Annotated in this window: 8 protein-coding genes; 3 read left to right on the forward strand and 5 right to left on the reverse strand. The window is 59.1% G+C overall.

All coding sequences use genetic code 11. The features are described 5' to 3' along the window. Positions 1 to 45 precede the first annotated feature (45 nt). On the reverse strand, positions 46 to 1,518 hold the full coding sequence (locus ACVWNW_RS05880) for a DHA2 family efflux MFS transporter permease subunit (RefSeq protein ID WP_454481640.1): 1,473 nt from the start codon (positions 1,516 to 1,518) through the stop codon (positions 46 to 48). 160 nt (positions 1,519 to 1,678) lie between these two features. Between ACVWNW_RS05880 and ACVWNW_RS05885 the strand changes: the two genes are divergently transcribed. Further along, on the forward strand, positions 1,679 to 5,173 hold the full coding sequence (locus ACVWNW_RS05885; RefSeq protein ID WP_454481642.1) for an SNF2-related protein: 3,495 nt from the start codon (positions 1,679 to 1,681) through the stop codon (positions 5,171 to 5,173). Between the two features lie 254 nt (positions 5,174 to 5,427). Then, the gene (locus tag ACVWNW_RS05890; protein ID WP_454481644.1) at positions 5,428 to 6,198 is read left to right on the forward strand and encodes an MIP/aquaporin family protein; all 771 of its coding nucleotides are present in this window, start codon (positions 5,428 to 5,430) and stop codon (positions 6,196 to 6,198) included. Between the two features lie 82 nt (positions 6,199 to 6,280). On the opposite strand, the gene ACVWNW_RS05895 is transcribed toward ACVWNW_RS05890, so the two are convergent. After that, positions 6,281 to 6,697: a hypothetical protein gene (locus tag ACVWNW_RS05895; protein WP_015021278.1), complete on the reverse strand. Its 417-nt coding sequence runs from the start codon at positions 6,695 to 6,697 to the stop codon at positions 6,281 to 6,283. 214 nt (positions 6,698 to 6,911) lie between these two features. Beyond that, positions 6,912 to 11,825: an SdrD B-like domain-containing protein gene (locus ACVWNW_RS05900; protein WP_454481647.1), complete on the reverse strand. Its 4,914-nt coding sequence runs from the start codon at positions 11,823 to 11,825 to the stop codon at positions 6,912 to 6,914. A gap of 204 nt (positions 11,826 to 12,029) precedes the next feature. Between ACVWNW_RS05900 and ACVWNW_RS05905 the strand changes: the two genes are divergently transcribed. Next, positions 12,030 to 13,280, forward strand: a complete 1,251-nt coding sequence (locus ACVWNW_RS05905; RefSeq protein WP_454481649.1) for an MFS transporter — start codon at positions 12,030 to 12,032, stop codon at positions 13,278 to 13,280. A gap of 132 nt (positions 13,281 to 13,412) precedes the next feature. Here the strand turns inward: ACVWNW_RS05905 and ACVWNW_RS05910 are convergent, their stop codons facing one another. Together ACVWNW_RS05910 and ACVWNW_RS05915 are read right to left on the reverse strand one after the other, a co-directional pair. Continuing rightward, positions 13,413 to 13,778, reverse strand: a complete 366-nt coding sequence (locus ACVWNW_RS05910) for a TIGR02328 family protein (RefSeq protein WP_454481651.1) — start codon at positions 13,776 to 13,778, stop codon at positions 13,413 to 13,415. Between the two features lie 87 nt (positions 13,779 to 13,865). Further along, on the reverse strand, positions 13,866 to 14,606 hold the full coding sequence (locus ACVWNW_RS05915; protein WP_454481653.1) for an SDR family oxidoreductase: 741 nt from the start codon (positions 14,604 to 14,606) through the stop codon (positions 13,866 to 13,868). Positions 14,607 to 14,869 lie beyond the last annotated feature (263 nt).

The following is a 14,869-nucleotide window of genomic DNA, read 5'->3' on the forward strand; positions in this document are numbered from 1 at the left end:
TAAGTCCGGTCGCCGTCCTCCAGTCTAGCCAGGGACGTTCCCAAGCTAGCGGTGCGAACTTGGAGCTTGCTGAATGTCTCGATCGGCCTCTGGCTGCTCGGCGTGGGAGAAGTTGCGCACCTTCAGGGAGACGGCCAGAGCAGCCAGGATCAGCACCAGGGTGAATATCAATCCATAGTGGGTGCCTCTGGTGAAGGCCTGGGCTTTATCAACACCGGCTGCCTGCCCTTCGCCCATGGCCAGCAGGGAGGTGGTGATGGCTGTAGCCACGGCTCCTACAATCTGCTGCATGGTGTTGATGATGGTGCTCCCGTCGCCGGACTGCGGGCCACTCAGAGAGTTGAGCGCGTAGGTCTGTGCTGGCGACATGGCCAAGGGGCAGCCGATCATGAGGATGATGTGGGCTGCCACCACCAGGGCCACAGGGGTGTGCGGGCCGGTGAACAGGAGGATGATCGTGCCGAGCAGGGCGACAAGGAATCCGCAACGGACGGGAATTCGGGCCCCGAAGCCGTCATAGAGCCGGCCGGCGAAGGCTGAGACCAGGGCGTTGATGGCGCCGCCGGGCAGCATGAGGATGCCGGTCATGGCTACGGGCAGAAGCAGCCCCCGCTGCAGGAACTGAGGCAGCAGATACATGGAGGAAAGGATGACTGCGAAGTCAAGCATGACCAGGGTGGCGCCGTAGCGGAAGGCCGGGATGGAGAAGATGCGCAGGTTGAGCACCGGGTGTTCCAGACCCAGCTGACGACGAATATAGAGGACCAGCGCAGCCAGGGCCACGACCAGGATGATCAGGGTGACCGGGGAGAGCCATCCGAACCGGCTGGCCAGGCTGACATCTGCCACCAGTCCGCCGAAGCCGACAATGGATTCCAGAATGGAGGCCAGATCGGGCCGCTGGTGGGTGATGGTGCCAACGTTCTTCAGGAAGCAGACGGCGAAGATCAGGGCCACAACCAGGAATGGGGTGAAGAACCAGAAGATCCAGTGCCAGGTCAGCTTGCCCAGGATGATCCCGGTCAGGGTCGGGCCGATGGCGGGGGCGAACATGATGACCAAGGCGCACATGCCCATGACCGTGCCCAGACGGGCAGGCGGGAAGATCAGCATGGCCACGGTGAACATGAGCGGCAGGATCAGGCCCGTGCCGATGCCCTGGATTAGCCGTCCAGCCAACAGGACAGGGAAGGTGGGTGCCATGGCCGAGATCACCGAGCCCGCCAGGAAGGCGACCAGACCGAAGATTACGGTCTGCCTGGTGGTGAACCACTTGGAGATCAGGCTGGAGAAGGGCAGGACGATGCCGATGACCAGCATGTACCCAGTCACCAGCCATTGCACGGTGGCAGCGGGGATTTGGAAGCTCTCCATCAGGTTGGGCAGGGCGATATTGAGCGAGGTTTCGCTCAGCATGCCCACGAAGGCCCCGATCATCAGCGCGGCGATGGCCGGCCAGGGGTGTGGGACGGCCGGGCGTGACCGGTGAACGGAGGCAGAGGTGGACGTGTTTTGCACGATAATGATCTCCTTCTTCAGACAAACAGCACGCCATCTTAGGGAGGCGGCAATTTTTTCGTAAGTCGGCATGTCTACTCGCTTCGCCGAAGGCGTGCCGCGTCGGGATGGAAAAGGTTATGCTCGGGAATGGTCGTCAGAGACCATAAGGAGGGTGCGTGTGGATTGGCATGCAGCGGTCTACGGGTCAAGAGCCGGTGGTTCAGGAGGCCATGGCTTCTATGATCCGGGTGATGAGGAGGAGGGGCGGACCTTTGGTGATCCGGACACCATCTCTGACGCTGCTCTGCGTCGATTGGGCGGCAAGGCCTACTTCCGTGCCCATCAACTGCTGGATGACCGTCGCTTTACAGACTTGCGCCTGCGACACCTGGGGGCTTTGACTGTCCTCAGGGGACGTGTGCCCGCCACTTATCAGCCGGATGGCGACTGCCTGGTTCAGGCTCGGCTGGACGAGCAGGCCCATCGGGTCATCGACTCCTCCTGCACCTGCCGGGCCTTTGGGCGCCAGGGTCCTTCATGCAAGCATGTAGTCGCCCTGATCATGGCCTATAACGAGTCCAGCCAGGCCTTTGCAGGATCGGATGACTGGACCGGCGACCAGGATCGATCCCGGTCCGCCCGGTCGACCTCGGGACCCCTGGCAGCCTACATGCACCGGCAGGAGGGTCGCCGGCGGCAGGCCTTTCGTGACCGCCAGCTGAGCTTGCTCAAGCAGGAGAACGGACCGGTCGGCGGCCGTCACCTGCCCATCGGCTCGGTCGGACTGATCCCAGACCTGACCAGCGAGCGCGGAGGCTGGCTGGTCCGTCTGCATATCACCCTGCCCTCCCATGGGGTCGCCTATTTGGTCAAGGACCTTCCGGCCCTGCTGCGCGCCGTGGACCAAGGTGAATTCATGTCTTACGGACGGCGGCTGGCCTTCATCCATTCTCGTGACACCTTTGATGACCGGGCCCAGGCTCTGCTGACCATCCTGGAGAGGGCTGGCGCCATCCGCCGCAGCCTGGCCGAACAGGAGGGGGGCATGCGCCGCCGTCTTACGCGTGCAGGATTGGCGGGGATCCGGCTCAGCGACGATGAGGTGGCGCAGATCCTCGACCTGTTTGTGGATTCCGGGCTCACCCTGGACTACACGCCTCCTGAGGACTCCTTCCTGCAGACCATGCCTGCCCCCGTGGTCGGCGGAGACCCGGACCCTGGCATCGCAGTCAGCAAGGAGGCGGAAGGCTACCGGATCACTCATGCCCTGGCCGTGGAGCGCTTCATCGTAGGCCAGGCCCATTCCTTCGTTATCGTGCGCCCCTCTCAGCCCGGTTTAGGGCTGGATTCGGGACCAGTCATCCACCGTTGCAGCGCGCGTTTCATGCGTCATCGGGACCTGCTGGAGACCCTCTGCCGCCCTGGCGAGGATCGGGATCTGCATCTGGATGCCGACGACCTGGACTTGTTCGCCCGGACTGTCCTGCCTGACTTGGATCAGGGTGCCCAGGAAGGATCCGGGCTCTCCGCCACACTGCCTGAAGAGCTGGATGCCCGCCGACGGCCGCCCTGCAGGATCGAGCTTTACCTGGACAGGGATCAGCAGGGGGTCAGTTGTGACCTCAAGGCCCGCTATGGAGATCGTCTTGTGTCCGTCGGCGCTGATCCCGGCTCCGAGGATGAACCTGGCAGGGATCGGGAGAGCGAGTCTCTGGCCCGGCAGACGGTCCGCCGCTATTTCCCCCTGATGGAGGAGGGATTGGCCCGCATCCCCGAAGAGAACGAGGAGGCCATCCACACCCTGCTGACTCGGGGCCTGCCGGTGCTCAAGAGTCTGGGACGGGTTTTTTCCACCCCGGCCTTCGACGGACTGAGCGTCGTCTCTCATCCGCAGATTCGTGTGGGTGTGCGGGTGCGCTCTGGTCTGGTTGAGATCTCTCCCATCGCCGATGAGGTACGGCCCGAGGAGGCCGCCGCCATTCTGGCTGACCATCGCCGTCGTCGACGCTTCCATCGTCTGCGCAATGGGGCCTTCGTCGAGTTGGCTGATCTGAATACCGATGCTGTGGATACCTTGGCCCAAGATCTGGGCATCGACCCGGCTGATCTGGCCAAGGGGCCGGTCCGGGTGCCTGAATTCCAGCTCGGCTACCTGGATGCGCTGGTACCCGAGCAGGACCGTGATTCCAGCTTCCGCGAATACCTGAAGGAGCGCAAGCCTGACCCTCAGGTGTTCAAGGTCCCCGACGGGCTGCGCGGGCAACTCAGACCCTATCAGGTAGAAGGGCTGCGTTGGCTATGCACCTTGAGTGACCGCGGATTCGGCGGCATCCTGGCCGATGAGATGGGCCTGGGCAAGACCATACAGATGTTGGCTTACCTGCTCTCCCGTAAGGATCAGGCCAGTGATCGAGGGCCTTCGCTGATTGTCTGTCCGGCCTCCTTGGTCTACAACTGGGAGGCCGAGTGCCGTCGTTTTACGCCGGATCTGCGGGTGGCGGTCCTGGCTGGGGGGCGTAGCCAGCGTCAGGCACTGCTGGATCGGGCCAGGTCCTACGACCTGCTGATCACCTCTTACGACCTGCTTAGGCGGGACCTGGACCGGTATCGGAGCCTGCCCTGGTATGCCTTGGTCTTGGATGAGGCCCAGTACATCAAGAACCATGCCACCAAGGCAGCCCGGGCCGTACGCGCTCTGGACAGTCTGCATCGGTTCGCCCTGACCGGCACACCCATCGAGAACCGGCTGTCTGAGCTTTGGAGCATCTTCGACTTCCTGATGCCCGGGATGTTGGGCCCCTACTCCCGGTTCCGGGACCGCTTCGAAATGCCTATACTCAGCGGCGATCAGGATGCCCAGTCCCGGCTCCAGGCCTTGGTGGGACCCTTCATTCTGCGCCGGCTCAAGTCACAGGTGCTGACCGATCTGCCCGAGAAGATCGAAAACGTGATCAGCGTGCCCCTGCAAGGTCGTCAGCGCAAGCTCTATGCTGCCCTGGAGCAGGAGTTGAGGGCCACGCTCAACAAGGAAAGGGACCAGGAGTACGAGGTCGGCAAAATCCAGGTTCTGGCTCAGCTGACCAGGCTGCGTGAGGTCTGCTGCGATCCGCGTCTGGTCTACCAGGATCAAGGTCGTGACCGGCGGGGCGATTCGGCCAAATTGGATGCCATTGAGGATCTGGTGGTCTCCTGTCAGGATGCCGGGCGCAAGATGCTGATCTTTTCCCAGTTCACATCCTATTTGGACCTGATAGCGCAACGACTCCGTCGGCTGGACGTGTCCTACGATCTGATCACCGGCGCCACATCAAAGAAGCGTCGGCTGGAGCTGGTGGAACAGTTCAATAGGGATGCCACGCCGGTTTTCCTGATCTCCCTGAAGGCCGGCAACACCGGGCTTAACCTGACCGGAGCCTGTGTGGTGGTTCATGCGGACCCCTGGTGGAACGCCGCTGCCCAGGAGCAGGCCAACGACCGCGCCCACCGGATCGGCCAGACCCAGGACGTCAACGTCTACCAGATCGTAGCCAAGGACACCATCGAGGAACGCATCCTCAACCTGCAGCACAGCAAGAGCGACCTGGCATCGCGCTTTGTCGATTCGGCCGCCTCCACCGGCGCCTCCAGCGTGGCCAGGCTGAGCAGAAAGGACCTCCTGGCTCTGCTGGGCTGATCCCGTACTGACATGAATCTACTCGAAACTAAGACTCAGCGATTTTGAATGTGCTGCCATCATTGATGGCGAGGTCCTCGGGCCACGGTTCCGGTTATTCTTGATGCGGTAGTCAAATCGAAAGACTATGTGTATGAGCAGATTGACGGTTGTGCCACTGCGGGCTTGTCGATTTGGCAACGGTCGATTATTCGGGTTATGGGAGCCTGGCCATTTTTCAGCTCCTTTGATTACGGGAAGCTAAAGGAGAGAGCATGATCAGCGGTGTGCAGATGTTCTGCTCGGAGTTCATGGGCACCGCCCTTATGATGGCCATCGCGGTCATGGTCGCCGCCAGCAGGTCGCTCCCCAAGACAGGGGCTTATCGATCCGACTGGATCAACGCATCGCTGGGCTGGGGTCTTGCTGTCTATGTGGGCGTATATGCGGGGTGGAGAACTGGCGGCCATCTGAATCCGGCAGTGACGCTGGCCAGGGTGGTCGGCCACTGGATTGATCCACAAGCGACCTTGAACGGTCTGGCCATGGGCAAGGGCGGCATTCCGGTCACCATGGCCAATGTGGCCATCTTCATTTTTGCCCAGTTCCTTGGGGCTTTCTTTGGCTCCTGCCTGGGCTACCTGGGCACTCGCAAGCATTTCGAACTTTCGACCGATACAGATACCAAACTCATGGTTTTTTGCACCAAGCCGGCCATACGTTCGAATTTCTGGAATCTGACGTCGGAGGCCATCGGCACGGCCATACTGGTTTCCTGGGTTTTCCTCAACGGGGGGACTCCTACGCAGGTCGGGCCTCTGGGTGTGGCCCTGGTCATCACGGTTCTGGTTATGGCCTTGGGTGGGGTTTCTGGTGCGGCCATGAATCCTGCACGTGACTTTTCCGCACGATTGGCATACTGTCTTCTGCCCATGTCCGGCAAGAAGGACGCGGACTGGAGCTACGCATGGATACCCTTTGTTGGGCCGATCATTGGAGCCTGCATCGGTGTGCTGGCTCCTACCTGGATGGGACTTCTGCCTTGATCGTCGGCATGGAAAAGCCCCTAGCCTTGTCAGGGGGTTATTACGACAGGACCGGGGGTCGAGTTAGTTAGACAGCTCGAACTCAGTAGCTGGCTGAGGTGGGCTCCTGGAAGCGGACTGTCAGTCCGCGGCCGTGGTGAAGGAACATCTCCGCACCGTGGCGGTCGACATCGCGATGGGTGAAGAGCATGCGGATGGCAAACGCCGTCTGGGCATCATCGGGCAGGTCCAGAAAGGCCTTATGGGCATCCCAGCCATCAGCTGCGACAGCCTTATTGGGTACGTAGGCATATCCATAGCCGTCTTCGTCCACGTAGCCCAGGAAAGGCAGGTCCCATGCCTGGTGGTAGCTCAACTGATTCTTGTAATCCTCGACCTTCTTGAGGGCTTCGTCGCTGATGCCGTACTTGCGGGCAACCTCGTTGGCCTTGGCGGTCTTCGCCGCGGCATCTTTTCCGAACATGGAAGTATCAACAACAATGACTGTATCGTCTACCATGACTGACCTTTCTGTGTGACGGCCTGCACGTGTGACAATCAACGCCATGACCATGCAGGGCCATGACCTTTCGGGTGACCGTCCATCGTCGACAGCGACCCCTGGATACAAGATTCCTTCCACTTGCAAGAATACCAAATTTCGCCTGCAAATAGGGGCAAGGAACCGTGAGGTTCGCCATAGGTGCCTGACATTGGCGAAGAGGAGGGAACTATCAGTCCAGCTCGGTCTCCTGATCCCTGCGATGCCCAAGCAGATACATCAGCGCCAGGCCGAGAACGGCAGTGCCGACAGCCAGGGCTGCAGGAATGACTATGTCTGAGCCGGAGTCGGCTAGGGACGGGGAATTCGTAGAGGACTTCGCTTGGTCATCAGAAGATCGGCTTCCTGGCACTGGTTTTTGGCTATTTCTGGTTTGATCCGGTTTGCTAGGTGCATGATCGGACTCGACCGGCTTGCTCGGTTCCACCGGCGGATTCGGCTTGTCATGCTCTCCGGAGTTGTTTGAGTTGTTGGAGTTGCCGGAGTCGCTTGGGTTGCCGGTGTTACCGGTGTTACCGGTGTTGTCGGGGTTGCTGGAGTCGCCGGTGTTGCTGGGGTTGCCGGTGTTGCTGGGGTTGCCGGTGTCGCCAGAGTCAGAGTTGCCAGAGTTGCCGGAGTTGCCAGGGTCGTCGGGCTTGGCCGGCTGGGTCTGGTAGGTGTTGGTGAAGACCGCCGTGTCTACCTTGATGCCCTTGCTGTCAGTCCATTGCGCCTTGGCGGTACGGTGTAACTGAGCTGAATCGGTTGTCAAAGTGATGGTCAGGATTGCAACGCTCTGATCATACGTCAGGCCAGGAATGGAGCCGGTTTCCTGGTGAATACGATACTTGTAGCTGCCATCGTGGGGCAGAGCATACACGTTGACGGGCACCTGGATATCTTGGTTGTCGGTGTTTATGATGATTTGGCTGGGCAACGCTGCGGAGGGTGCTCCTTCCAGGGGCTCGACGGTTAATGTAAAGGAGTCTGTACTGAGCCAGTTCCTGCCTTGAATCCGTACTTTGACTCCGGCAGACACTTCATCGGTGTCCATTGTTCCCGTCAGACCGCAGTTGTTGTAGTCCAGGGATTGGCTGGCTGCGTCCACCATATCCTCGGCCTGCTGGAACTCAATATCGTTGATGACGGCGCCTTTCATGGTTCCGTCCTCCAGTACGTCGCTGGCTGAGGAGTTTTCGCTCGGGCTGGCTCCGCTGGCCTTTTGGACTGTTGTAGTCAGGTGGGTCCAGTTCGTGTTCGGGGCGGGGGCGAAGCGCAGGTGGAATTTCCCTGCCGGTATATTGGTCAGTTCGTACTTGCCCTGGGAATCAGATTTTGTGCTCAGAACATCATGTGGGGTGACGACCGACTTGGCGGGCTCGTTGGTACCGTCCTTGATCAGGGTCACTTTCACATCTTTAAGCAGAATATCTTCCGAAGAGCGGACACCGTCCCCATTGACGTCGTACCATACGATGCCACTGATGGAACGTTGAACAACCATGGCCTGGGCAGGCATTTGGTTCAGTGCATTGCCCCAGCGATTCCGATAGAGGTCGCCGGAGGAGTTGTTTCCGGGGTTTATATGGAAAGTGATGTCATAGCGGAATTGGTTGGGCTGCCCATCAATGATGAAGGCCCAGGCGACCACGTTTCCAGGCATTTTCACTTCGCCGCTTGTTGGGTCAAAGTCAGCCTTGCTCCAAGAGAGGTAATCCTGGGATTGTATGGAACTCGTGTCATTCACCCGCCATCGAGAATCTGTGGTGTAGCGGATGGTGATTCCGCTCAGACCAGCCCCCGCCGAAGCTTTTATGCTCATATCGGCAAAAGTGGGTTCCCCGTGGAAGTCGGGTTTGCCGCTTGCCTGTTTGTAAGGCATGATGTCGATGGCATAGTGATGCCGCTTGCCACTGCCTGCGGTGCTGCTCAGCATGTTGGTGAAGCCGATTGGTGCACCGGCTTCATTGGTATCCCGTACGGCCGAAGTGGAAAGGCTGGTGGTGTTGGTCCGCCAAGCGTGGATGGTGAAGGAGTCGGCAGTCTTCAAGTATGTGTTGGGCTGGGACATATTCTGTTTTGACTGGACTGTGGCCGAGGTCATCAGATTTTCGTCGGGACCGATGTCTTTGCTGGGGTCAGTCAGGTCGCCTAGGGAGGTGGAGAAGTGGATGATGCGGTTGTTGCCGTCCACAGGAATGTTGGTCAGTGTCCAGGACAGAGTGGTGATTCCGGTTTCGGAGTCCGTGCTCACTGATGGCTCACAGGCGGTTCCGCCCTCTATGTGGCCCATTTCAGGCGTGGCTTCCGTATATGTGCCGCCCAATCGGGCGCTGCCGGGGATGTAGTGGAGCTTTGCTGGTAGTTTGTCGGTGATGTAGAGTTCGGTTTTGGCGCCCTTGTTGGCTTGGGAAGCTGAAGTGCCGGTGTTGATGGTTAGCTGCCAGTCAACGAACCGTTGATCGCTGTCTATGTCAAAATAGTCTTTGGGTTTGGAATTGGTGCTTGTTTGTGCTACGGCGTTGGAGATGGTGTTGGTTTCGCCGGCTACATAGAGGCTGTCCCCGTGTTCATTGCCGCCGGTGTCTCCGCCCAGGTAACCGTTTATTTGATCATAGCGGGCCTTGGTATAGCCTCCGACGGGGGTGGTTAAGACAGGAGATTTTATTTTGGCCAGATCGTATGGGTTCTGCTTCTCGGCCCAGTTCTCCCATTCCTGATCGCTGGAGTTCTCGGGGCTCAGCCCGGCCATAGCTGCTAATTGGCTGCGGGTGAAGGTGCGCGACACTGATGTCAGCTGGGCTACCGAACCTACTTTGGCGTCGGGGAGGACGTTGATCACAAATCCGCCGAAGCCGAATCGGGAATTCTCTTCGGCAAACCTGGAGGGCGCGGCGGTGCGGCCGCCCAGCAGCATGCCTACAACCGTGCCATGCTTCTTTGCTTCCTCCTGTGTGCTGTAGAAGTTCAGATTCTCTATGTCGGCATTGGCTTGCTCAGTGTCGTTTTTCCAGTCCTTCCCGTCGGGTTTGGTGGCGTACATGACCAGGTCCAGCAACGGGTTTTTATCGCTCGTTGTATCGTTGTATTTGCCGTTCTGCCAGATGCCATTGCCCCAGGGAAGATCCAGGCTGTGGGAGTCCGGCAGTCCAACTACCTTTGGGTCGATTTTGACCAAGGACATTCCCAGCAGAGGCAGATCGGCCTTGCTGGTTTTGAAGTTGAAGCCGGCCGTTACCCGCACTTGGGTTCCTGAGACTGCTGAGTCGGTCCCCCGTAGATTGTCAGGAGCGTTCCACCACCCGCAGTCCACGCCGTTATCAAAAAAGTTGGAAGCCGTCATGCAACTGTACTGAATGATGTTGCTGATGCCTGCCTTTGATGTTTCGGAGCCTAGCGTGAAGATGACGTTGTGCCACATGTCATCGGACTGGTCGGGTTGGTTTGACGTGTCCGTTGCGTCAGAGGCAAGGGGTAAAGACTGGTTTGATAGCGATTTCGCACCCAGGTTGCCGTCATTGACCTTGCTCTGCAGGCTGAGACCGGTCTGTCCATAGTAGTTGGCCACGTCCTTGCCTCCGACAGTGGAGGGGTTGAAGACATATAGGTAGCCAGTGGAGATTTCGGCCACTTCCTGTCGCGTGCAGTCAGTCGAGGCCAGGGCAGGGGTGCAGTTGGTGCCTGGCGCATGGGTATGCCCCAGGTATGGGAAGGGGTCGTTGGTTTTATAATCCTTCAACGTCAGGTCCAGCCTAAGGCCCTGGCTGCTGCGCTGTTCAGCCACGGTGTATTGACCATTGCCTTGGACCCGGTCCTTCCCGGCATCGCCACCCGTGGATCGGGCATAGCCATAGTTGCTGAGAATGGGTTTCCAGCCCTGATCGCCGGTGTTGCGCCCGCTGTTGTTGAAGTCGCCATCGATGGTGCCGATGTCCCAGAAGTAGGGTTGCAGATCCTCTATTTTCGGGTAGGCATCTCCGCTGGCGGTCTGCCACAAATTGCTCAGCGACAGGGAGAAGGTTATGGGGCCAGTGGGAACCTCCAGACCCTTGAGACCCTTGGTTCGATCGGGCCAACGCATGTCAACGGCCCAGTTGAACTTGCTGATGATCCCCTTGCGCTTGCCCAGCTCATGGTTGGGGTAATTGCTGGCGGCTGGGGTGTTGAAATCGAAGGTTTGGTTGCCGGAGCCTTCATTGGTTCCGCCAGTGATTCGCAGGTTCAGATTGAGCTTGGCCGATACGGTGATCTCATCGGACGTGGCTGAAGCAGGATCGGTCTTGGTGGTGGCATCCGGAGCGCCCCAGGCCTGGATCTCTGGGGCGAATTTGCTGCCATTGGGCATGCTTCGGACCCGGAGGACCAGAGTGACGCTGGAGGATCCCGGAATGACGGTAGACATATTCTGTGTGGCAGCGAGCAGCCTGTAAACGGTAAGCACCTGTGTGGGCTGACCGTTGATGATCTCTGTAGTTTGCTTTGGCTCGTATCCCTGCGTATTGTCCACCCAGCCCATCGAAGCCACATCAAAGGTGACCTGATCCTCAGGCTGGCTCAGTTTGAATTGGAAGCCTATTCGACCCCGGCGGTAACTGGTTGTCTCGCTGCGGGTATTTACGGCGAAAGAGTAGGTGTAGGACATCTTATCGAAAGTGCGCACTATGGCATTGTCCGCATCGTGGTCGTCGCCTGGGTTGTTGTCGCTGTCGAAAGGGGCCGTGCCAGTGGAGCGGGAGGCCTGGGACAGTGTGGTGACCACGGCGTCGTCGGTGTCCAGCGTGTCCTTGATTACCGATTTGGCGGTCGGCCTTCTGCTGGGTTGTATGGGCGCGGCCTGGTTCGGGGAGGTTGACTTCGACTTCTGAGTGGTTTGGGCTGCTCCAGACGTGGCAGCGTCTAACTGTGGAGTCGAGGTTTGGGTCGACGTGGATGATGCCTGGTTTGTCACAGTCGTCTGCTGTGCTTGCGTCGTTGCGGATGTTGATGTGGAGGCGGTGGTCTGTGCACCAGCCGTCTGCCCACCATCTGCTATAGCCATGGTGGGTATCAACATGGCCATAGCCATCAGGCCGGCCAGGACTTTTCCACTCAAATTACCCTTTGCCACGTTTCTCCTTTTGAGCGCCGACGACCGCCTGGGGCGTCGGGCCGGGCATCCCCTTCAGATCATCCGGTCGACTGTCTACTATGGTTCTCGAGTCATTCGATATTAGTTCTGTAGAGCTAGTATACAAAGTCTTTGGCTATGATTCCGATTTGATATGCGCCTCCGGAGAAAAGGGACAACCATGGACAAAACAGGGAGGTTCGCATGAGTGAACGGGATCATCATGAGCTCTCGGTTGCCGATTTTCCGGGTCACGGAATGCGCGAGCGGCTGGCCGTTTATGGGTTCTTCATCATCATGGGTATTGGTACATCGGCCTGGATTTCTCGACTGCCAACCGTCAAGGCCAGTCTCGGTCTGCAGCCTTCGGGCCTGGCTCTGATGACTATCCTGGGCGGATGCGGCGCTCTGGTCGGCATGCTGGTTTCGGGAGTGTTGACTGATCAGCTGGGCGTGCGCCGGGCCATGCTGCTGGCAGCCTCGATCTGGTGCCTGGGTATGGTGATCGCGGCCCTGGCCGTCACTTTGCGATCAGTGCCGGGGGTTATCTTGGGGCTGCTCTTCAATTCGGCGGGAATCAGCCTCTGGGGAACGGTCAACACTGTTGAGGCCGGCGCAGTGGAGCGATTCTCCTCCCGGTCCATAATGCCGCGCTTCCATGCCTCATATAGTCTGGGCATGTTTCTTGCCTTGGGTCTGGGCTCGCTCCTGTCTCATCTGGGCGTGCCCATAGGCGCGCATCTGGCGGTCAATGCACTGATCAGCCTAGCTCTGGTGGCCGCTTGCGTTCTGCTCTGCCCGGCTCGGCCTCTAGGGGACTACAAGGGCGGCGCTGACGGCAAACGTTCGGATCGTCATGCTGATTCAGGACGATCATCCGCCTTCAGCAGGCAGTTAGCGGCTTGGGGTGATGCCTTGGTGCTCATCCTGGCCCTGATCAACGTGGCTCTGGAGGCCAGCGAGGGTGCTGTCAACGACTGGAGCGGGATCGGTCTGGTCGATTCCTTCGGTGTCCCCGAGTCTCAAGCCGGTCTCGCTCCCACGATCTTCGCTGCAGCCATGATCGTGTCAAGGCTGCTGGGGACGCATCTGATTGAGCGGCTGGGGAATATGCGCTCGCTGGTTCTGACCCTGCTGGTCTCGGCTCTGGGCATCCTGGTCTATGCTCTTTCGCCCTCTTTCGTGCTCAGCCTCGTGGGTACTGGAATTTGGGGTGTCGGAGCAGCTCTGGGTGTACCCATCGTCACCACTCTGGCAACCAAGGATCCAGCCATGGCGGCTCAACGCGCTTCGGTCATCTCCACTGCTTACTACGGGGTCTCTTGGATCATTCCTCCGGCTATCGGATTTTTGGCCGACCACACAGGTGTCAGGCCGGCGTTGCTCCCCTTGGCGCTCTTACTGGCGGCGGTCACCCTCCTGGTGCCTAGGGTGTCCAGACTCACTCGGGAATGATGCTTTTCGGTTGGCAAAGGGCACTCTTTGGGCAGACACTCGGATTCAAACAGCCCTTACCCAATATTGCCGTACACGTCAGCGAATTTTATGGCCACAGCAGTCAGTCGGCACCGGCCCTGAGGATCGGCCTTAGGACAGATGGATGCCCTTCCCCGCCAGGTTCTCCAAGCACTCCTGCAGGTAGGCTGAATCATGCTCAGGATAGATGGGGTCCGTCAATGGCACTGCAGACAGGTCCTCGTAGGGCGGACAATGTCTGCCGCGGTAGAGCGGATCATACCAGGCAGGATCAGGATGGTAGCCGCGCTCGCGCATCGTTGCCATGACCAGCAGATGAAATTGAAAGAGCTTGTATGGGCAGTGGCGGAAGACATAGTCAACAGTGGCGTGCCGTCTACCCCAGCCCAGGCCCCGCAGCGCGGTGATCTCCCGATGCTGACCCAACAGCTGCTGTCTGGGGAGCAGTCGAATCAGATCCTGATGCCACAGTCGCACGACGCCCCTCCTTCAGCCTAGCCACTTGCCTTACTGTAAAGCGGACTGGCAGAAGAAGGGGTTCCGGCAATTCCTTGCCGGAATAGCTCACTGGGCGATGAATCCACCGTCCACAACGAATTCGGCACCCAGTGCGAACTTGGATTCGTCGCTGGCCAGATAGACGCAGATCTCGCCGATGTCCTGGGGCTCGCCGATGTGGCCCAGGGGGGTCAGCTTGCTCATCCTGTCCTCAAGGCTCTGGCTGATCAGAGGGGTCTTGATGAATCCGGGATGAACCGAGTTGATGCGAACACCATAGTTGTTGTTGGCGGAATCCAGGGCCGCGGACTTGGTCAGCAGCCTGGTGCCGCCCTTGCTGGCATTGTAGGCTCCGGCTCCGCTCAGGCCTACGAAGCCCTCGATGGAGGAAATGTTGATGATGGAGCCGCCGCGGCCTTTCATCACCCTCATGCCATGCTTGGTGCCCAGGAAGGTTCCGTTCAGGTTGATGGCGATAACCTTTTTCCAGTCCTCGTAGCTTTCCTGGTCCATAGTGGCCCCGCTGCCGCCTATGCCGGCATTGTTGACCACGGTGGTCAGCTGACCCAACTCCTTTTCAACGGTGTCGATGGTGGAGACCCACTGGTTTTCATCCGTCACGTCCAGGGTGTGGAAGACGACCTGCCCGGGGTGCTTCTGCATGAAGCTGCGGGAAGCATCGCTCTCCTTGATGTCAGTAAGGGCCACCTTGGCTCCCTCGCGGACGAAGCATTCGGCGATGCCTACGCCCATGCCACCGGTTCCTCCGGTGATGATGGCTACCTTACCTTGTAGTCGATCAGTCATATCCACTCCTTTATAGAGATGTGCTGTCGTATTCCATCTTATGGGATGGCATGCCCACGGTGGTGACCGACGTACCGATTATCCTGGTTCCGTTATTTCTTCAAAGTTGTCCATAAGGTGCCAACGGTTCTGCTAACTGGGTTATGTTCGGATGTTGAGCAGATGGCGGTAGAGCGCATGATCCACAGATCGGTCAAGACGGAGATTGGTGATGGTGACAGACACTCGGCCCTTGCCGTCCAGCCCTGCTTTCTCTGCGGCAT

The organism is Bifidobacterium sp. JNUCC 75, from assembly GCF_054819865.1.